Source organism: Candidatus Arsenophonus phytopathogenicus, assembly GCF_056113345.1.
Genome location: NZ_JBUIOB010000016.1, coordinates 1 through 20,073, shown reverse-complemented (window position 1 = coordinate 20,073; position 20,073 = coordinate 1). Strand labels below are relative to the sequence as shown.

Genomic DNA, 20,073 nt, shown 5'->3' with positions numbered 1-20,073 from the left:
CAAAAGATCTACTGAAGCTATCGGTGCTCCTTCTCCATCGGGCAAGGTAACAAAATTTTTATCCACATTAAAAGCTTTCATAAAATCCTGCATACTTGTTAAATCTTTACTCCATCTTTCTTTAAGCTCACTTGAAGTATTACCAAAGAAAGTAGTCATCACCTGTTCAACCGCTTCTTTATTTTCCTTTAATACTTTTTGTGATTTATCTATGGTTTTTATCGCATTACTGACACTCTTAGCCACATCTTTTTTCAAAGATGGAGCCATTCCCTTTTCGTCAACTAAGGTGACTGGATTATTTCTACAGAATCGATAGAGATTTAGCCCATCAACCGTGCCGGCCGGATCAGCACTCAGCCAACGCCCCACCCAGGGCTGGTAGTAGCAATAACCGTAATAATAGAGCCCGCTGGCATCCAGTTCTTTGCCTGAATAGCAAATAGTTTTATAATTGACTTCTAACTGACTGACGGCCAGTAATACCGAGGTGCCGCCATAAGGATAATACTCCTCTTGACTTATCAGTAGCCCGTTTTCATCCACCTCTAGCCGACTGCTGCCTAGCTGACCATCATAACTGTAGCGCAGCTGATCATTGTTGATCTTCGTTGGCTTACCTGTTGTCCAGTGCAGCGCTCGTACTTGCGCACGTCCTACCTCACCTCACCCATGGTTGTTATCTCCAGCAGCTCTTGCACGCCATTACCATTGGTTGTAGTACGCAGTTCAGCACCTGTCAGGTAAATCACTTGCTGTGTCTGCTCGGTATTACTCTGCTGTCTTACGCTGTTTTAATCAATCGTTGACTATTGGCATCGTAACGATACCATTCCAGATCCGTGGGTTGGTCATTATGGACGGCTAATGTTACCGTTAGTAACTCTCCACGTGGCGCCCAGGTAAGCGCAGGTAAGCGCTTGCCCCGATAATAATTGCTGCTGCAGTCCACCTGGGGTAAACAGCCTGTCTACCATAGTCGGATCTTCGGTTAAGCTACTTAATACCGCCCGATTAGTGCGATCTGATACGGTAATATTGACGGTATAATTATTGTTACTGATCGGAGTACTATGGCGTATTTGCGATAAATTACCACCACTATCGTAAGTGTAGGTTCGGTTATAATTAGCGAAGGTATTACTATCAATGGGAGATGCTGGCGGTAACTGTGTAGTTTGTTGACCAATATTGGCCATTTCTCGGCCGGTAGCTTGCACCAGCTGGTAGAGACTATCATAGCGATAGTGATTTTCGGACACAATTTTCTGATTACGCCAGAAGCGGGTCGCCTCAGCATCATTAGTAATACGTAAAACATTACCTACCGGATCATAGTCATAACTCAGATCTTGCAGTATCTTGGCGTCTGCCATATGGCCAACCGGTCGTTCCGTTTTTGATATTAACTAGCCACTGAGTTTCTGGCTCATACCTATAGCTAGTCACTATCCCATTGCCGTGCTCTTCACGTAATTTTGCCCGTTAGCGGCATAGGTTAACGATTTGACAATGACCTGCTCACGGCCTGATTTTAGTGTCAGCCAGCTACTCATTAACATACCAGCCACGTCATAGGCCTGCCGCTGGCAATTACCGATCGCACCAGTCGCATCAAGGGTATACTGGTTAGTAAATCACTGCCGTTAACTGCGCATCCCAGTCAGATTCATCCTGTCCCTGCCAGTTAGCAACCAGATTATCTTGTAGTAAGCAACGTGAAGTCGATAACATGGCACCGCTTAAGGCGAAACTATTGATTTGTTCGAGTCCCGCCGTATCATAGTGACGAACACAGGCACCGACTAAATTTAGTCTTTTCTCTGCCTGGCTATTACCAGCCCAGATAAAACGTTCGCTGATCTGAGCCGCTTCACCTGGCTGTTGTTCCGTGATCGAAAACAATCGCCCAAGCGAGTCATTATCTTCATACTGCCAGTGACAGCGATATGAGGTGGCATTGACCGCAAAATGGGGCCTTTGAGCAATATCTTTCATTGTCACCCTCATTCCTGCATCAACACTCTCTACCGACAATACTTCACCACTAAGCGATGTTATGTAGCTGAAATTTGGTTTAACGGTATTATCAGTTTGTTGTTGTTAATATAAACGGGGATCTATGCTGCGAGCCAAAAAACCCAGCGCATTATTTTGATATCGCGTGATTAACGTCTCGGTACTCTCAGGTGTATCTGGATGACGATTATATTGAATTTGTCTGATGGCCAGCCCACGATTATCTTGTACTAAGATGGTGGGGGTACTTTTAAATGATGCTGTGTCCATACTGCCTCCTTGGTTTTTGAGTGTTAGGTTAACTCAGTATTAAGGGAAACGTATTTCTTAAACATATTCAATTGATATTTTTTAATTAACTAAAGCATAAACAGCAATAAACTTAATTTAAGCGATTAGCAAAAAAAAATTATCTTCTTTGGCACAGGAAATAAATAGAAAACTCACCAGCAAGATTAAAATATGATATCTACTCAGCACTTTTGTCATGGCCGGTCTGCAGTAATAAATAAAGCTACTTTTAAACAGTAGCTTTATATTATGTCTGACTTCATTTGGCTGATATTCACTAAATATTACAGACAAGTTTATTTGTTGATCACAAGCGTTGTTATTTGAATAACATGCTCATTGCGTTAGCCAATATACTCTAACCCCTTCATGTAAGGACGTAAAACTTCAGGCACTTCAATCCGTCCATCAGCTTGCTGATAGTTTTCCATTACCGCCACCAAGGTACGACCAACAGCCAAACCAGAGCCATTTAAGGTATGCACTAACTGTGGTTTTTTATCCTCTTTATGACGGAAACGCGCTTGCATGCGACGTGCCTGGAAGTCCCAGGTGTTTGAACAAGAAGAGATTTCACGGTAGGTATTTTGGGCCGGTAGCCAGACTTCCAGATCGTAGGTTTTACAAGCTGCAAAACCCATATCGCCAGTACATAAAACAATTTTACGGTAAGGCAATTTTAACAATTGCAATACTTTTTCTGCATGGCCGGTTAATTCTTCCAGTGCTATCATCGATTTTTCTGGCTCTACTATCTGCACTAATTCAACTTTATCAAATTGGTGCATACGGATCAGGCCGCGCGTATCGCGGCCATAAGAGCCCGCTTCAGAACGAAGACAGGGAGTATGCGCTGTCAGGCGGAGAGGTAAACTATCTGCCGCTAAAATTTCATCCCGCATTAGATTAGTCACCGGCACTTCAGCGGTTGGGATCAACGCATATTGCTGATTTGATGCCTGTTCTTCCAATGGTTTGGTATGAAAAAGATCATCACTGAATTTGGGTAACTGGCCGGTACCATAAAGAGTGGCATGATTAACTAAATAGGGAACATAAGTTTCCATATAACCATGTTGTTCGGTGTGTAAATCTAACATAAATTGCGCCAATGCCCTATGCAAGCGCGCAATTTGGCCTTTCATGACCACAAAACGGGAACCAGTAATTTTTACCGCAGCAGAAAAATCCAAACCTTCAGTTAATTCACCTAACGCCACATGATCCTTAATGGTAAAATCATATTGACGCGGCTCACCCCAACGACTTATTTCGACATTGTCGGTTTCATCGTTGCCGTCTGGTACACTGTCATCAGGTAAGTTGGGTAAACTTAAAGCAATATTACGAATGTCATCCTGTATTTGCGTTAGTTTATTTTTAGCACTATCCAGCTCTTCACCTAACTGGTTAACTTGCTTACGTAAAGCTTCAACATCTTCACCGCGCGCTTTTGCTGCACCGATGGTCTTCGAGCGGGAATTTCGTTCTGCCTGCAAGCTTTCTGTTTTAATTTGTAAATCTTTGCGTTCTTGCTCTAGTTTACGCAACATATCTACATCGAGAATAAATCCCCTACGAGCCAGTTTTTCAGCAACTACGTCTAGCTCATTACGCAGTAAATTTGGATCGAGCATGCTTAACCTATAAAATTATTATGGTTTAAAAATAAAAACAACCTGCCAGTCTTCTCTGACACTTAACACTTTTTTAGTCTGATCTGGCTACATTACCCCATTGAGATTTTTAACGATAGCGTTTTGTTAAACTATTTTGATCCAATTCAGCCAGCCAGGATAATTTTTCGCCAATTTTTCCTTCTAAACCACGATTTGATGGAAAATAATAACGTGTTTCTTGCATCTCGGCGGGAAAGTAATTTTCACCAGCAGCATAAGCATTAAGCTCATCGTGGGCATAGCGATATTGGCCTAAGCCCATCTCTTTCATTAACTTAGTCGGTGCATTACGTAAATGAGGGGGGACATCATAATCTGGCTGTTGCTTTGCATCTGTTATGGCGGCCTGAAAAGCCTTATACACAGCATTACTTTTAGCAGCACAAGCTAAATAGACAATTGCTTGGGCAATGGCTCGCTCTCCTTCCGCTGGGCCAACACGGGTGAAACAATCCCACGCCGCTATCGCAACTTGCATTGCTCTCGGATCAGCATTGCCTATATCTTCAGAGGCAATAGCCAGCAGGCGACGAGCAACATATAAGGGGTCACCGCCAGCAGTGATAATTCGGGCATACCAATAAAGCGCTGCATCGGGGGTAGAGCCACGGACAGATTTATGTAGTGCGGAAATGAGATCATAATAACGATCGCCTTTATTATCAAAACGAACGCTTCTTTCACCACTAACTTCTTTTAGTAAATTTACGGCTAATATTCGCTGATCTTTATCATTGATCTCAGCCATATCGACCATCATTTCCAGTAAATTTAATGCTCGTCTGGCATCACCATTGACTAATTGGGCTATCATGTCACGGGTGTCATCGGGCAAAATAATTTTCTGGCCACCATAACCACGTTCTCTATCCTCCATTGCCTGCTGCAAAACCATGACAATTTCTTCATTAGAAAGCAATTTCAGTAGATAAACCCGCGCGCGTGAAAGTAAGGCTGAGTTGAGATCAAAAGAAGGATTTTCTGTTGTGGCGCCAATAAACGTTACCGTACCATCTTCTATATGAGGTAAAAAGGCATCTTGTTGACTTTTATTGAAGCGATGCACTTCATCAACAAATAAAATCGTTCTTCGCCCTAATTGCCGATTTTGGCGAGCAATTTCAATCGCCTCGCGGATCTCTTTGATACCTGAGGTTACGGCTAAGATCTTTTCAATGGCGGCATCCGCATAGTGACCGATAATTTCAGCCAGGGTCGTTTTTCCGGTACCTGGCGGTCCCCACAAAATCATGGAATGCAGTTGGCCTGCACCAATAGCACGCGCGAGTGGCTTGTCCTTAGCTAATAAATGGAGCTGACCAATATATTGCTCCAAGTTGATTGGCCGCATTTTTGCGGCCAATGGTTGAAATTCATTAGATGAAAAATCAAGTGGCAAATTAGTCACCTCACCTCCTTGACCTTTGATCATCAATAGTTACACCTTGTGGTGGATCAAATTTAAATTTGTTATCATCAACATGGCTATTTTGCTGGCCTTTGAGCTGATATGAACTCATCTGGCCATCTTGTTCTACCGCTGTAAATTGTTGAATAGTGCCATCAGGCTGAACAGTAATGGAAAAATGTTTCAAATTTCCCTTATTTTGGGTAGCTCTTAGCAGAAAATCATTATCATTTTGACTAATCTGATAACGTTTCCAATCCTGCCGATCATTACGTGTTATCAACATAAACGGTGTATCCGTCGTTGCCTGACTCAATAAAGTTACCGTAACTTGCTCAACAAAAGTATTATAAAACCAAAGATTAGTACCATCAGAAACTAACAAACTTTCATCTGGTGCTACCATATGCCAGTTAAATAAATTTGGCCGTTTGATCCATAGCTGGCCTTCACCTTGCTGAATTAAATCACCATCAGCACTGGTCACCTTTTGTGTAAAATTGGCATGAAAACTATTTATTTTATTTAGGCGCATTTGCAGTTCAGAAGCGGCATCTGCCCATACCTGGCTAATATGAAAAGTTATCGCTAACAAGCCTAAGATTATCAATTTTTTCATTAAGTAATGACCTTTTTATCCATCATATTTATTGGTTTTAAAATAATATGTTAAATCAATGTCCTGTCGGTGGTGGTGTTAAGACTTCGCGATTACCATTGTGGCCTGGTTCACTAACGATCCCTTGCGCTTCCATCTGTTCAACAATCCTCGCGGCACGATTATAGCCAATGCGGAATTGTCGTTGAACGCCAGATATTGAGACTCGTTGCTTTTCCGTCACAAATTCAACCGCTTGATCAAATAGTGGATCAAGCTCTTCATCACCATCATAACCATTACCACTCTCACCCTCATCGCTAGCCTTAGTAATGTTATCAATATACTCGGGCTTACCTCTAGCTTTCCAATCTTTAACCACATCATGCACTTCCTGATCGCGAACAAACGCGCCATGGACACGAATTGGAATAGAGGAGTTAGGCGGTAAATAAAGCATATCGCCCATGCCTAATAAAGATTCAGCGCCACCTTGATCAAGGATGGTGCGAGAATCTATCTTGCTTGATACAGTAAACGCAATCCGAGTCGGTATATTTGCCTTAATTAAACCGGTAATAATATCAACCGATGGCCTTTGCGTCGCCAAAACAAGGTGAATACCAGCTGGCCCGCGCTTTTTGTGCCAAACGTGCAATTAGCTCTTCAACTTTCTTGCCCGCGGTCATCATGAGATCGGAAAATTCATCAACCATAACAACAATATAAGGCTCTTTTTTTAGTACCGGATGACTACTATCCATGCTATCACCTAGCTTCCAAAGTGGATCAGGTATCGGGCGCCCCATACGTTCAGCAGCATTAATTTTATCGTTATAGCCCACTAAATTTCTTACCCCTAAAGCAGACATAAGCTTATAGCGACGTTCCATTTCATTAACACACCAACGCAGTGCATTAGCTGCATCTTTCATGTCGGTGACAACTTCGGTCAGCAAATGAGGAATGCCCTCATAAATAGAGAGTTCCAACATCTTAGGATCGATCATGATAAAACGAACATCCTCAGGCTTTGCTTTATACAAAATACTGAGGATCATGGCGTTAACCCCAACCGATTTACCCGAACCAGTGGTACCGGCAACCAACAAATGGGGCATTTTTTCTAAATCGGCGATAACCGGTTCACCTTCAATATCTTTACCTAACACAATGGTTAATGGTGAGAGGTTGCGTCGAAATTTATCACAATCAAGCACTTCGCGTAGATAAACCGTCTGACGCTTTCTATTGGGCAATTCTAATCCTACATAAGGTTTACCCGGTATCACCTCAACAATACGTACGGCAGTTGCTGATAAGGAACGGGCTAAGTCCCTTGATAAATTAGAAATACGTGCCGCCTTCACGCCAGGAGCTAACTCCAACTCAAAGCGGGTAATAACCGGCCCTGGAGAAAAACCAACGACTTCCGCTTTTACCCGATAATCGCTTAAACGCGCTTCAATTAAACGGGATGTTTGCTCCAGTGCAAACATATCAACCGGCTCATTTTGGGCGGGTGGACTGGCAAGTAGATCTAATGATGGCATCGGTGTCGTGGGTTTTGGTAATGGTTGATCACTACGTACCAGAAAAGGATGAAAAAGACTTCCCTGCTCGGGTAATGTGTGTTCGACGTTTTGCTTTTTATCCTTAGTAGATAGCAGTATTTCTCTGACCTCTTTTGCTAGTTGCTCCTGCGATACCTCTCTATCTTCTGCAAATGGCCATTTATACTCTATATGCGGCTGACTTTCAACGGATGTATTTAATTCTGCCTCATCTGATGTAATCGGTTTGTCTTTGTCATCGATTCTATCTGTTGGCGGATTAAGATTGTTAGTTATATCAGTGTCATAACGTTTATTTTGCTGCTGTAAAAACTGTTCACGTAATTTATCTTCATTCCAATCATCAATACTAAACTCAGCACCATCCGGTTGCGTTACTGAATTTTGATAAGCGTTTTTATCGGCAGCCAATTCCTGCTCTTTTTGTGTCGTTAGACGATTACCGTAAAGTTCACGTCGCGTTGGTAAACGAACAGGATTAGGACGTGGAAATTCTGGCCCAATTCCCTTTTTAATTTGGGATTTTACTGGCGTGAAAGCAGTACTAGGGCCAACCTCGGCATCTATTTTTGTTACCGATGATATTAATGTTTCACATAAATTTGCGGTTTTATCTTGCTCGCTAACTTGAGTAACGGTATTAGCATCTATCGATTTATTTAGATTAACATCATCATCCATTGGAACAGGTATATCTGAAGGTTTGCTAAAAATATCTTCATCATATTTGTCCAGCGTTGCTGATTGAATATCAAAACCAACTTCAGTTTCATCAGGCATCAGAGTGGATGCCTTTTCACCATGCAATTCATGGTTTTTATTATTGCTCAATTCCTCTTTCACTAGCTGACTAATTGGCGAAGCTGAAAAAAGTACATCATCGGGATCGATATAATCTACATTGGTGCCATCGTACAATTTAGCCGGATGAGGTGAAACATAAGCTTCTGTTGTCTGACGCTTGTTATTTCTACGAGTACGATTAGTGATTAGTGATAAGATTGCTAAAACTAGTGCGCCAATCTTTTCCGCAATCGTCAACCATGACCAACCGGTAAATAAGGTGAAACTAACTGCCCATATACAAAGTAACGCTAAGGTTGTTCCTAAAATATTAAACCAAGGTAAGATGGCATTACTAAAAACACTACCAATAATTCCGCCAGAGAAAAAATTAGGCAAATCATCAATATTAAGTGATGCAAGAGCACACGATGTAATTATTAGCGCCAATCCACCGATCAGACGTAAGGAAAGGACAAAAAAATCCAGACAATTCTGGTTATCAATATCTTTAAATACATTCCAACATCCTAACAACATAACTAATGGTATAGCATAGGCTAAAATGCCAAAAACAGAGAAAAGAATATCCGCTGACCAAGCACCAATACCGCCAGCTAAATTTTTAATCGGTTCATTCCAGGTGGTCTGCGACCAGCTAGGATCGGAGGGATGAAAACTTATCAGGGCCACCACTAAAAAAATCGCCCAGATAGTAATTATAAGTAAAATAATCTCTGTCAGTATCTTGCCATTACTGATTCTTTTTTAACTTAATATTTTTGTCTTCTTTATATTCCTGGCCCAAAACTAACTCTCCAGGTTTTCCCTGTTGATTGAAAGGAACAACGCTGAGTAATGATCAGCGTTGAAACTGTATGCATAAACAGGAGTGTACCTAACTTTTTCCAGTTTTGCATCTATTTGATTAGCGTGTCTTGATGACCAAACTATTACTCTGTTTTACCTCTTCCATTACTACATAAGTACGGGTGTCATTGACACCTGGAAGACGAAGTAAAGTCTCTCCTAACAATTTACGATAAGCAGACATATCAGGAACACGTGTTTTAAGTAAATAATCAAAATCCCCAGAGACTAAATGACATTCCTGAATTCCCTCCAGTTTTTGCACAACGTCATTAAACTGTTCAAAAACATCCGCAGCACCACGGTTCAAGGTAATCTCAACAAAAACCAACAAAGATGCATCGAGATAGTGTGGATTTAATAAAGCAGTATAACCTGAAATAAAACCTTGACGTTCCAACCGGCGCACGCGTTCCAAACAAGGTGTTGGTGATAACCCTACTCTCTTAGAAAGCTTTACATTAGAAATACGACCATCCTTTTGTAATTCATTCAGTATGTTCCTATCTATACGATCAAGATCTTTTCCTGGACGCTTTTTGTTATCAATCATTTCGTTATCTCTCTTTTATCTATTTTTTTTATACCCATTACATTCCCTATTTTCTTTTCTTATTATTGAATTGGAAAAGATGCAATAAGGTTAAACTCCGCTTGACCATTAGTATTTAGTAGTATAATTCATCTTGTAGATAAATCATCTGGTTAGTTTTCAATTTGATAATGAAAAGTAGGATATTTATCTATTTGTTTAAATGATGTTCAATTTCAATTAATCAAATGAGGTAATTAATCCTACAAGATGTTTTCTCAAATACACAACCGATTGTCAAAGATTATGAATAAAAATCAGAACATCATATGGAAACGAATGTATTATTAACTAATTGTCAATAAGACATAAGGAAAATTCTCAATTTAAAACGTTATTTCACGAAAAATAATCTTTTTTCATGACTTTCTTCCTTAATAAAATAATTAAAGACAAGCTAATAAAAATGACTATTCCTTATCATCTTTTAATTCAATTTACTTTTTTTAATTTTTCTAATCTCCTACAATCGCAATCGCCACATTGAATAAATATTCTTAAAAAATGGAGCATCTATGAACACCACCAATCATAATAAAGTTGTTATTCTAGGATCTGGCCCAGCTGGCTATACAGCAACAATTTATGCCGCCCGAGCAAACTTAAGTCCGGTATTAATCACCGGCGTTCAACCAGGCGGGCAATTAACCACAACCACCGAAGTTGAAAATTGGCCTGGGGATCATTCCGAATTAATGGGGCCGGTGTTGATGGAACGCATGCTGCAACATACTAAAAAATTTACGGCAGAAGAAAACATTATTAATGATCACATTCATAAGGTTGATCTGCAGCAACGGCCGTTCCAACTGACTGGCGATAACGGAATATATAGCTGCGATGCACTTATTATTGCTACCGGCGCCTCAGCTCGCTATCTGGGTTTACCTTCTGAAGAAGCCTTTAAAGGTCGTGGTGTTTCAGCCTGTGCCACCTGTGATGGTTTTTTCTATCGCAAACAAAAAGTTGCTGTTGTGGGGGGGGGAAATACCGCTATTGAAGAAGCTCTTTACCTATCAAATATCGCTTCAGAAGTCCATGTTATTCATCGACGTGAAACATTTCGAGCCGAAAAAATCCTTATTCAGCGGATGATGGAAAAAGTAAAAACTGGCAATATTGTATTACATACCAATTTTACTCTCGATGAAGTATTAGGTGACAATAGTGGTGTCACTGGGATCAATTTACGTTCAACCCAAAATGACAACATAGAGATGCTTTCCGTGACTGGCGTATTTATCGCTATTGGCCATACGCCCAATACAAGTATCTTTGCCGATCAGTTAGTGTTAGAACATGGCTATATTCAAGTGCAATCTGGGACTAAAGGCAATGCGACCCAAACCTCAGTTGAAGGTGTTTTCGCTGCCGGTGATGTTATGGATCATATCTATCGTCAAGCGATTACCTCAGCAGGTACTGGTTGTATGGCTGCCCTTGACGCCGAACGTTATTTAGATGCGTTATACCGCAAATAAATGTTACAAATTATAATAATTTAATAAAGTTCTTTAGCAGGCGCTGTCGAAATAGCGCCTTTTTAGCTGTAACATACCTCTAAAGTTGATATTAGATAAAATTAACATCAACCCGTTGTAATAATTAACTTAACGCCGGTATATAAAATCATCACTATGGATAAACAAAAACAAACTGAACTGGTCAAATGGTTGAAACAACAATCAGCACCAGCAAAACACTGGCTACGCTTATCCATGTTGCTGGGAATAATTAGTGGCCTACTTATCGTTACCCAAGCCTGGCTTTTAGCCACCATTTTACAAGCATTAATTATAGACAATCTACCGAGAGAACAACTACTTGTTCAATTTTCATTACTCATTTGTGTATTTATTGTAAGAGCAATAATTAATTTTATACGAGAAAGTGTTGGATTTGTTTGTGGCAAAATTGTTCGCCAGCAAATCCGTAGCATGGTACTAAATAAAATTAACCAATTAGGACCTATTTGGGTTAAAAATAAACCCGCTGGTAGTTGGGCTACTATCATCTTAGAACAAATTGAAAACATACAGGATTATTACGCTCGCTATTTACCTCAAATATATTTAGCCGCTATGATCCCGATTATCATTCTGATTGCAATTTTCCCGCTTAACTGGGCCGCTGGCTTAATTTTATTTATCACCGCACCTTTAATCCCCTTATTTATGATATTAGTTGGGATGGGCGCCGCTGATGTTAATCGACGAAATTTTGTTGCTTTAGCCCGATTAAGCGATAGATTTCTCGATCGTTTACGTGGATTGGATACCTTACGACTTTTTTTTCGTGCCAACAAAGAAATAAAAGATATTGAACAAGCAACCGAAGAGTTTCGTAAAAGAACCATGGAAGTCTTACGGATGGCATTTCTCTCTTCGGCAGTGTTAGAATTCTTCGCGTCAATCTCCATCGCCATTGTCGCGGTTTATTTTGGTTTCTCTTATTTAGGCGAATTGCATTTTGGTAATTATGGCATACCGGTTACCCTTTTTGCTGGTTTTTTGGCTTTGATACTCGCCCCGGAATTTTTTCAGCCACTACGTGATTTAGGCACTTATTACCATGCTAAAGCACAAGCAGTAGGCGCCGCAGAATCTCTATTTACATTATTAGCCAGCATAGAACAACCATCGCCACTATCGCAAAATAATCAGCTAACGACGCCGGCTCTGCCATTAACTATTACAGCACAGCAACTAGAAATTTTTTCTCATGACAATGTACGCCTGGCTGGCCCGTTAAATTTCACCCTATTGCCAAACCAACGCATCGCGTTAGTCGGCCAAAGCGGAGCTGGCAAAAGTTCATTATTAAATGCATTACTGGGTTTTCTACCCTATCGTGGATCGCTAACGGTTAATGGAATCGAACTTAGGGATCTCGATATGGCTGATTGGCGCAAACAACTTAGCTGGGTTGGCCAAAATCCCCATTTACCCGCACAAACCATCATTGACAATATACGTCTCTATTCAGCCGAAGCTTCTGCAGCCGCAGTCAATATTGCAATGGAAAATGCTTATGTAACCGAGTTTATTAAGCATCTACCAGCTGGGGTTGATACCCAAATTGGCGAAAATGGCGCTCGCTTATCCGTTGGACAAGCACAACGAATTGCTGTCGCCCGCGCGTTATTAAACCCCTGTCATTTGCTTTTATTGGATGAGCCAGCAGCAAGTCTTGATATGCAAAGTGAGCAACGGGTGATGACAGCACTCAATGCGGCCTCGACTAAACAAACAACCTTGCTGGTTACACATTTATTAGCAGAAGCTGCCACATATGATCAAATATGGGTGATGGAAAATGGTTTAATTATTGAACAAGGCACATACAGCAAGCTAAGCCAGACTAAAGGAACTTTTAGCCGCCTGCTAACTTACCGCGCAGAGGAGATATAATATGCGTGTACTACTCCCTTTTCTTGCTCTATATCGTCGTCATTGGTTACTACTTAATCTTGGCATTATATTAACCATTATTGCGGTACTGGCGAGTATTAGTCTACTGACTCTATCAGGTTGGTTTTTAGCCGGAACGGCACTTGCAGCCGCTGCCGGACTGTATACCTTTAATTATATGCTACCCTCAGCAGGCGTTCGTGGCTCAGCAATTATTCGTACTGCCAGCCGTTACACCGAACGGTTGGTTAACCATGATGCAACTTTTCGTGTCTTAGCACATTTAAGGATATTTACATTTCAAAAACTATTCCCGCTTTCACCTGGCGGTATCGCACACTATCGCCAAGGAGATATCCTTAATCGTCTGGTAGCTGATGTCGAAAGCCTTGATCATTTGTATCTACGGGTGCTTTCTCCCATTTTTGCTGCTTTGGTTATTACTATTTTACTCACTTTAGCATTAAGCACATTAGACTCATTTCTTGCCCTTACTCTGGGCACAATTATGCTGTGTTTGCTGATTACCTTACCCTGGTTTTTTTATCAGGCGGGAAAATCCATTGGACACGATCTCACTATATTTCGCAGCCAATATCGCGCTTGTTTAATCAATATTATTCAGGCACAAGCGGAACTAACTGTTTTTGGGGCATTACCTCGTTTTCGGCAAGTATTGAACGATCTAGAAACCAACTGGCTAAAACGCCAACAACAGCAATCTAACTTAACCGCGCTATCACAATCTATTATGATTTTTATCTCCGGCCTTACCGCAACCCTATTAATGTGGATGGCAGCAACTGGTGTTGGTGAACAGCATAAACCCGGTGCGCTTATTGCTCTGTTCGTCTTTTGTACCTTAGCTGCGTTTGAAGTTCTTGGGCCGGTGGCGGTTGCATTTCAATATTTAGGACAAGTGGTTACTTTCAGCAAATCGCTTAATGGAGTTAATTAATCAGAAGCCGGCTGTGACATTTCCCGCTTCAGATATAACGACGAATAATCAGGTTGACATTAAATTGCAAAAAGTGCACTTCAGTTATCCCCAACAACGGCAACCGACATTAAAAAATATCTCTTTAACACTCAATACAGGTGAACATGTTGCGCTACTAGGTAAAACTGGTTGTGGTAAATCTACGCTGTTACAATTATTAACCCGTGCATGGGATGTCAGCTCAGGCCAGATCTTGATAAATGACCACCCAATTAATCACTATAATGAGAAAATATTACGTAAATTAATGGCGGTAGTTCCACAGAGAACACATATTTTTAGTGATACTTTACGCAATAATCTGCTAATAGCGAAAGATGATGCAAATGATACCTTACTGACAAAAGTAATAAAACAAGTCGGTTTAGACAGCCTGATTAAAAATCAAGGGCTCGATAATTGGATCGGTGAAGGTGGCCGACAACTTTCAGGTGGCGAACAACGGCGATTAGGTATCGCAAGAGCCCTACTTTATGATGCGCCAATAATTTTATTAGATGAGCCGACTGAAGGATTAGATGTAAAAACCGAAAAACAGATACTAATTCAGTTGCAACAGCACTGCCACGACAAAACCTTGTTAGTTATTACACATCGTTTACAGGGTCTGGAAAAAATGGATCAAATATATGTGATGGATGATGGAAAAATTATTGAGCAAGCGACCCATGCAGAATTATTACAATTGAAAGGGCGCTATTTCCAATATTATCAAGCTCAAATAGTACTAACATAATTATAAAATTAGTTAATAGGACGGTTATATGTTTCAGCTTAATGATGGATCTTATATCTTTCCAGCGCCCGAATATGCTCTACATGAACCCAATGGTTTACTAGCCATCGGCGGTGATCTGGCTGTTGGTAGATTACAATCTGCCTATTATGAAGGGATTTTTCCTTGGTTTAATCCAACGGAAATCCCATTATGGTGGTCGCCAGATCCACGTGCAGTTCTCTTGCCAGCAGAAATACACATTAGCCGAACAACTAAAAAAAGAATGAGAAAAACCGCTTATGCCATTACGCTAAATCATGACTTTGAACAGGTCATCGCCGCCTGTGCACAACGGCAAGAAGGAACCTGGATCACCCACCAAATAATAGGAGCCTATACTGCTTTGCATCAACTGGGCGTTGCTCATTCCGTTGAAATTTGGTACAACACAAAATTAATTGGTGGACTATATGGCGTTAATATTGGTAAAATTTTTTGTGGTGAATCGATGTTTAGCCGTGTTAGTGACGGTTCTAAATATGCGCTTATTGCTTTTTATCACCATTTCCTGCGTTTCGGTGGAAAACTGTTTGATTGTCAAATAATTAATGCATATACCGCCTCTTTAGGTGTGAAAGAGATCCCTCGAGTACAATTTTTAAATTATCTCTATCAATATCGCGATCAACCTATCGATAAAGCATGTTGGATAAAGCAAACCATAAGTTTACCCAGTGCAGCAGAAATTAATCATTTTGAATGATTAACTGGAAAATATTTTTCTACCTAAACAAAGGCAACAGATAGCTGATTTAGCATCAATTTGAAGATATAAGTGACAGAATCATTCATCCTATTGCAAACTAAGTTAGATGGTTTGCTATGATATTATTACATTTTATTTTTTTATCGTTCGCGTTGTTCAAACCGTATACTTGTTGTATATTTTTGCACTATTAAGCTTTAATGCTGTAATTTTCGTATCTTGATAAAAAAAAAGTGCCTTTAAACTCGACACTCCTTTACATAAGGAGGGTTTTTCGGCATTATCTTGCCCGTAAAAAACTTGGTGATTAACTCAGAGGATTAGATGGCCAAAGAAGACAATATTGAAATGCAAGGTACAGTACTAGATACTCTGCCCAATACCATGTTCCGTGTTGAACTAGAAAATGGACACGTAGTTACTGCGCATATTTCTGGCAAAATGCGTAAAAATTATATCCGTATTCTGACGAGCGACAAAGTGACTGTCGAGTTAACACCTTATGATCTGAGTAAAGGCAGAATCATCTTTCGTAGCCGTTGATCGCCTCTTCTCTCAGGCTCTTGCCATAGACGATTGGAATATCGTCTATGGTTATAAACCATCTGTAATTAAATTATTGCATTCTCTGGTGTAGTTTTATGCATACCTTCAAAATGATAAATTAATTTTTGCGTCTTCTTATTAAGATCGATCTTAACAGCACCACCGTGACTCAACTGACCAAATAAAAGTTCATTAGCTAAAGGTTTCTTTAGATTATCCTGGATCACTCTTGCCATCGGCCTGGCTCCCATCGCCTTATCATAGCCTTTAGCACAAAGCCATTGACGTGCCGCATTACTGATTTCAATTGACACACCTTTTTCATCAAGTTGCGCTTGTAACTCAACAATAAACTTATCAACAACTTGGGCAATAATTTCTGGTGTTAAACCATTAAACCAAATTATGCCATCCAATCTATTACGAAACTCAGGCGGGAAAATTCGTTTTATCTCTGATAATGCATCGGTACTATTATCCTGCTCAGTAAAACCAATCGATTTACGTTGTGTTTCTTGCACACCCGCATTAGTGGTCATCACCAAGACAACATTACGAAAATCAGCCTTACGGCCATTATTATCAGTTAAAGTACCATTATCCATAACTTGTAATAAAAGATTGAATACATCAGAATGTGCCTTTTCTATTTCATCTAATAAAACGACCGAATAAGGATGTTTTATAACCGCATCTGTCAATAAACCACCTTGATCAAAGCCTACATATCCTGGTGGGGCACCAATTAGCCGGCTAACTGTATGACGTTCCATATATTCTGACATGTCAAAACGCAACAATTTAATATCTAATGCCTTTGCCAGTTGCACAGTGACTTCTGTCTTACCGACACCCGTTGGCCCAGCAAATAAAAATGCACCAATAGGTCTGTGGCTACTACCTAACCCCGCTCGATTCATTTTAATCGCTTCGCTGAGGGTTTGAATAGCTTGCTCTTGGCCAAATACTAGTAATTTCAATCTATTATCTAAATTTTTCAATCGCTCTTTATCGCTAGAAGAAACTGTTTTTTCAGGAATCCGGGCAATGAGGGAAACAACTGATTCTATCTCCTGTACCCCAATTGTTTTTTTACGTCGGTTTTGTGGCATCAAACGCGTTCTTGCACCCGCTTCATCAATAACATCGATTGCTTTATCCGGTAAATGGCGATCTGTAATATATTTTACTGATAAATCAACCGCAGCTTTAATCGCTTTGGGACTATAACGAACATTATGGTGAGCTTCATACTTAGCTCGTAATCCATTAATAATCTGTACCGTTTCGTCAGCAGAAGGCTCGACGATATCAATTTTTTGGAATCGTCTTGCCAGCGCGCGATCTTTCTCAAATATATGACTAAATTCTTGGTAGGTAGTTGAACCCATCACCCGGATCCGTCCACTCGATAGTAATGGCTTAATCAGATTAGCCGCATCAACTTGTCCGCCAGATGCCGCACCAGCACCAATAATCGTATGGATTTCATCAATAAAGAGAATACTTTTTTCATCTTTTTCTAACACATTTAATAATGCTTTAAAGCGCTTTTCGAAATCACCACGATACTTAGTACCCGCCAGTAGTGAACCGATATCCAGGGCATAAATAGTGCAATCTTTCATTACTTTCGGGATATCATTTTGTATGATACGCCATGCTAGCCCTTCCGCAATCGCTGTTTTACCTACCCCGGATTCACCCACTAATAGCGGATTATTCTTTCGCCGCCGACAAAGAACCTGGATCGTTCTCTCCAGTTCCAGCTGACGCCCAATTAAAGGATCAACTTTGCCGGCTTTTGATAATTGGTTAAGGTTGGTAGTAAAGCTATCCATCCGTTCTTCAACGCCAATCGCTTCTTCATTCTGATAAGCGGCATTAATAGAATCGGAATGGCTATTATCAGCCTCACTACCTTTGACCATGCCATGAGAAATAAAATTAACAACATCAAGCCGACTTACATCGTGTTTACGCAATAGATAAGCAGCTTGAGACTCTTGTTCGCTAAATATAGCAACCAGCACATTAGCACCAGTAACTTCATTACGCCCAGATGACTGAACATGAAACACTGCACGCTGCAATACTCGCTGAAAACTTAACGTAGGTTGAGTATCCCGACTATCATCCTCAGGCAATAATGGCGTTGTTTGTGAAATAAAATGCTCCAATTCCTGTCGCAATACCACAAGGTCAACTTTGCAAGCTTCTAAGGCTTCCCTGGCCGATGTATTACTGAGTAACGCCAGCAATAGATGCTCAACCGTCATAAATTCATGCCTGTTATCTCTTGCCTTGGCAAAAGCTACATTAAGACTAAGTTCAAGTTCTTGGTTAAGCATAATCACCTCCCTATAAATTAGTCTAATCAGACTTCTTCTATCGTGCAAAGTAATGGATATTCATGTTCTCTTGCATAAATATTAACTTGCGCGGCCTTTGTTTCTGCAACCTCAGCAGTATAAACCCCACAGATCCCTTTCCCGTGAAAATGAACATCCAACATGATTTGTGTGGCTTGCTCTTCATCAAAAAAAAAGTATTTTTTTAACGCTTGCATTACAAAATCCATTGGTGTGAAATCATCATTATTCAAAATCACCTTATACATTGAAGGTGGTTGTAAAGCATGTTCCACTTGTTCCTTGAGCCTGACATCCGTCTGATAATCTGATTGGCACTCACTCATTATGTAAAAATCCAGTTAAATATTTTAATTATACATTTTTCTTAATTATTCTTAGTTTATCACTTTGATCCCATTTGTGACCAATCATCCTTAAAAAAGTAAATAATAAAAAAACAGTGACCTATAGCGTTATCTAAATCAAATTTTAGTAACTGAACCAGTTTCTAGGAATAGAGTACACTTGACGCCATATATCTTTTTAATACAGTATATTTTATGAACAAGCAATTTTTAGTTAGCTGCAATATGAAATGAGCTGTTCACAGGCACTTGTTTGATAAAACCCCATTATGAAGGATGATGTATGGAGACAGGTACAGTTAAGTGGTTTAATAATGCTAAAGGTTTTGGCTTCATCTGCCCCGAAAATGGTGGCGAAGATATCTTCGCACACTATTCCAGTATCCAGATGGAAGGGTACCGTACATTGAAAGCTGGACAAAAGGTCAATTTTAGTTCAACTAAAGGGCTTAAGGGCAACCATGCCAGCCTTATTATTCCTGTAGAAAATAGATAGGTTGGTTTTCATTGCCTTAATCATTTGCTATTTTAATTATTGCTCCCAAGCTTCTTTTGGGAGCATATAAATATTTATTACTCATTCCCTTGCCAAAGCATCTACCGGTTTCAACTTTGCCGCGTTGCGGGCGGGTAAAAAACCAAAAATGAGGCCAATGATGGTTGAGCAAACTAAAGCGCCAAGCAGTGGCATCAGGCTAAAAGCAAACTGCCAATCCGGTAATAGTAAGCACGCAATAAGCGCCACGATATAAGAGAGTAAGATCCCTAAAAAACCACCAAACAAACAAATAAAAATTGCCTCTATCAAAAATTGTTGCATAATATCGCTATTTCGAGCACCGATTGCTATGCGAATACCAATTTCTTTCGTCCGTTCGGTAACTGAAACCAGCATGATATTCATCACACCGATACCACCGACTAGCAAGGAAATAACCCCACTAATGTTAAAAATAACTGTAGCGTATTGGTCGTTTTTTCTATCGTTTTAATCAATGTATCGAAGTTATAGGTAAAAATATCCTTTTTTCCATGCAATACCGTTAACAATCGCGTCAATTGTGGATCATATAAAATAAAAACAACAAATATCAATCACT

General features: G+C 40.2%; 15 protein-coding genes and 3 pseudogenes. 6 read left to right on the top strand and 12 right to left on the bottom strand.

All coding sequences use genetic code 11. The features are described from left to right. Positions 1–267: 267 nt before the first annotated feature. The 9 genes and pseudogenes from AC01GB_RS03060 to lrp form a co-directional block, all read right to left on the bottom strand. Positions 268–1,364: pseudogene (locus tag AC01GB_RS03060) on the bottom strand (RHS repeat-associated core domain-containing protein); the annotation flags it as partial. Between the two features lie 265 nt (positions 1,365–1,629). Next, positions 1,630–2,037 carry a hypothetical protein gene (locus AC01GB_RS03055; protein ID WP_474450352.1) on the bottom strand — a complete coding sequence of 136 codons (408 nt, stop codon included), beginning with the start codon at positions 2,035–2,037 and terminating at the stop codon, positions 1,630–1,632. Between the two features lie 66 nt (positions 2,038–2,103). Further along, the gene (locus AC01GB_RS03050; protein ID WP_474450350.1) at positions 2,104–2,289 is read right to left on the bottom strand and encodes a hypothetical protein; all 186 of its coding nucleotides are present in this window, start codon (positions 2,287–2,289) and stop codon (positions 2,104–2,106) included. A 365-nt stretch (positions 2,290–2,654) separates the two neighbouring features. Further along, positions 2,655–3,947: a serine--tRNA ligase gene (gene serS / locus AC01GB_RS03045; RefSeq protein ID WP_474450349.1), complete on the bottom strand. Its 1,293-nt coding sequence runs from the start codon at positions 3,945–3,947 to the stop codon at positions 2,655–2,657. A gap of 109 nt (positions 3,948–4,056) precedes the next feature. Beyond that, complete coding sequence (locus tag AC01GB_RS03040; protein ID WP_474450397.1) at positions 4,057–5,397, bottom strand: replication-associated recombination protein A; 1,341 nt, start codon at positions 5,395–5,397, stop codon at positions 4,057–4,059. Between the two features lies 1 nt (position 5,398). Further along, a complete protein-coding gene (gene lolA / locus AC01GB_RS03035) occupies positions 5,399–6,016 on the bottom strand; it encodes an outer membrane lipoprotein periplasmic chaperone LolA (protein ID WP_474450347.1) in 618 nt (205 codons plus the stop codon). Between the two features lie 55 nt (positions 6,017–6,071). Next, positions 6,072–6,605, bottom strand: coding sequence for a DNA translocase FtsK (locus AC01GB_RS18095; protein ID WP_488656429.1), 534 nt, complete (start codon positions 6,603–6,605; stop codon positions 6,072–6,074). Beyond that, positions 6,580–9,048: a DNA translocase FtsK 4TM domain-containing protein gene (locus tag AC01GB_RS18090; RefSeq protein WP_488656428.1), complete on the bottom strand. Its 2,469-nt coding sequence runs from the start codon at positions 9,046–9,048 to the stop codon at positions 6,580–6,582. The genes AC01GB_RS18095 and AC01GB_RS18090 overlap by 26 nt, the downstream gene beginning before the upstream one ends. A gap of 232 nt (positions 9,049–9,280) precedes the next feature. Further along, positions 9,281–9,775: a leucine-responsive transcriptional regulator Lrp gene (gene lrp, locus AC01GB_RS03020; protein WP_474450345.1), complete on the bottom strand. Its 495-nt coding sequence runs from the start codon at positions 9,773–9,775 to the stop codon at positions 9,281–9,283. A 554-nt stretch (positions 9,776–10,329) separates the two neighbouring features. On the opposite strand from lrp, the gene trxB reads away from it, so the two are divergent. The 5 genes and pseudogenes from trxB (at position 10,330) to infA (ending at position 16,251) form a co-directional block, all read left to right on the top strand. After that, positions 10,330–11,295, top strand: a complete 966-nt coding sequence (gene trxB, locus AC01GB_RS03015) for a thioredoxin-disulfide reductase (protein ID WP_474450344.1) — start codon at positions 10,330–10,332, stop codon at positions 11,293–11,295. A 156-nt stretch (positions 11,296–11,451) separates the two neighbouring features. Then, positions 11,452–13,224, top strand: a complete 1,773-nt coding sequence (cydD, locus tag AC01GB_RS03010) for a heme ABC transporter permease/ATP-binding protein CydD (protein ID WP_474450342.1) — start codon at positions 11,452–11,454, stop codon at positions 13,222–13,224. A 1-nt stretch (position 13,225) separates the two neighbouring features. Beyond that, positions 13,226–14,960, top strand: a pseudogene (cydC, locus tag AC01GB_RS03005) (heme ABC transporter ATP-binding protein/permease CydC). A 28-nt stretch (positions 14,961–14,988) separates the two neighbouring features. Beyond that, entirely contained in the window at positions 14,989–15,705 is a 717-nt protein-coding gene (aat, locus tag AC01GB_RS03000) for a leucyl/phenylalanyl-tRNA--protein transferase (protein ID WP_474450340.1), read from the top strand. 327 nt (positions 15,706–16,032) lie between these two features. After that, positions 16,033–16,251, top strand: coding sequence for a translation initiation factor IF-1 (gene infA, locus AC01GB_RS02995; RefSeq protein WP_474450339.1), 219 nt, complete (start codon positions 16,033–16,035; stop codon positions 16,249–16,251). Positions 16,252–16,319: 68 nt separating this feature from the next. Here infA and clpA read toward each other — a convergent pair whose 3' ends face one another. After that, positions 16,320–18,605: an ATP-dependent Clp protease ATP-binding subunit ClpA gene (clpA, locus tag AC01GB_RS02990; RefSeq protein ID WP_474450337.1), complete on the bottom strand. Its 2,286-nt coding sequence runs from the start codon at positions 18,603–18,605 to the stop codon at positions 16,320–16,322. A 26-nt stretch (positions 18,606–18,631) separates the two neighbouring features. Continuing rightward, positions 18,632–18,952 (bottom strand): ATP-dependent Clp protease adapter ClpS, encoded by a 321-nt coding sequence (gene clpS, locus AC01GB_RS02985; RefSeq protein ID WP_474450336.1) that lies wholly within the window; start codon positions 18,950–18,952, stop codon positions 18,632–18,634. Between the two features lie 304 nt (positions 18,953–19,256). On the opposite strand from clpS, the gene cspD reads away from it, so the two are divergent. Continuing rightward, positions 19,257–19,469, top strand: a complete 213-nt coding sequence (gene cspD / locus AC01GB_RS02980) for a cold shock domain-containing protein CspD (protein ID WP_474450333.1) — start codon at positions 19,257–19,259, stop codon at positions 19,467–19,469. 81 nt (positions 19,470–19,550) lie between these two features. On the opposite strand, the pseudogene AC01GB_RS02975 reads toward cspD, so the two are convergent. Then, a pseudogene (locus AC01GB_RS02975) lies at positions 19,551–20,041 on the bottom strand (FtsX-like permease family protein); the annotation flags it as partial. Between the last annotated feature and the right edge of the window lie 32 nt (positions 20,042–20,073).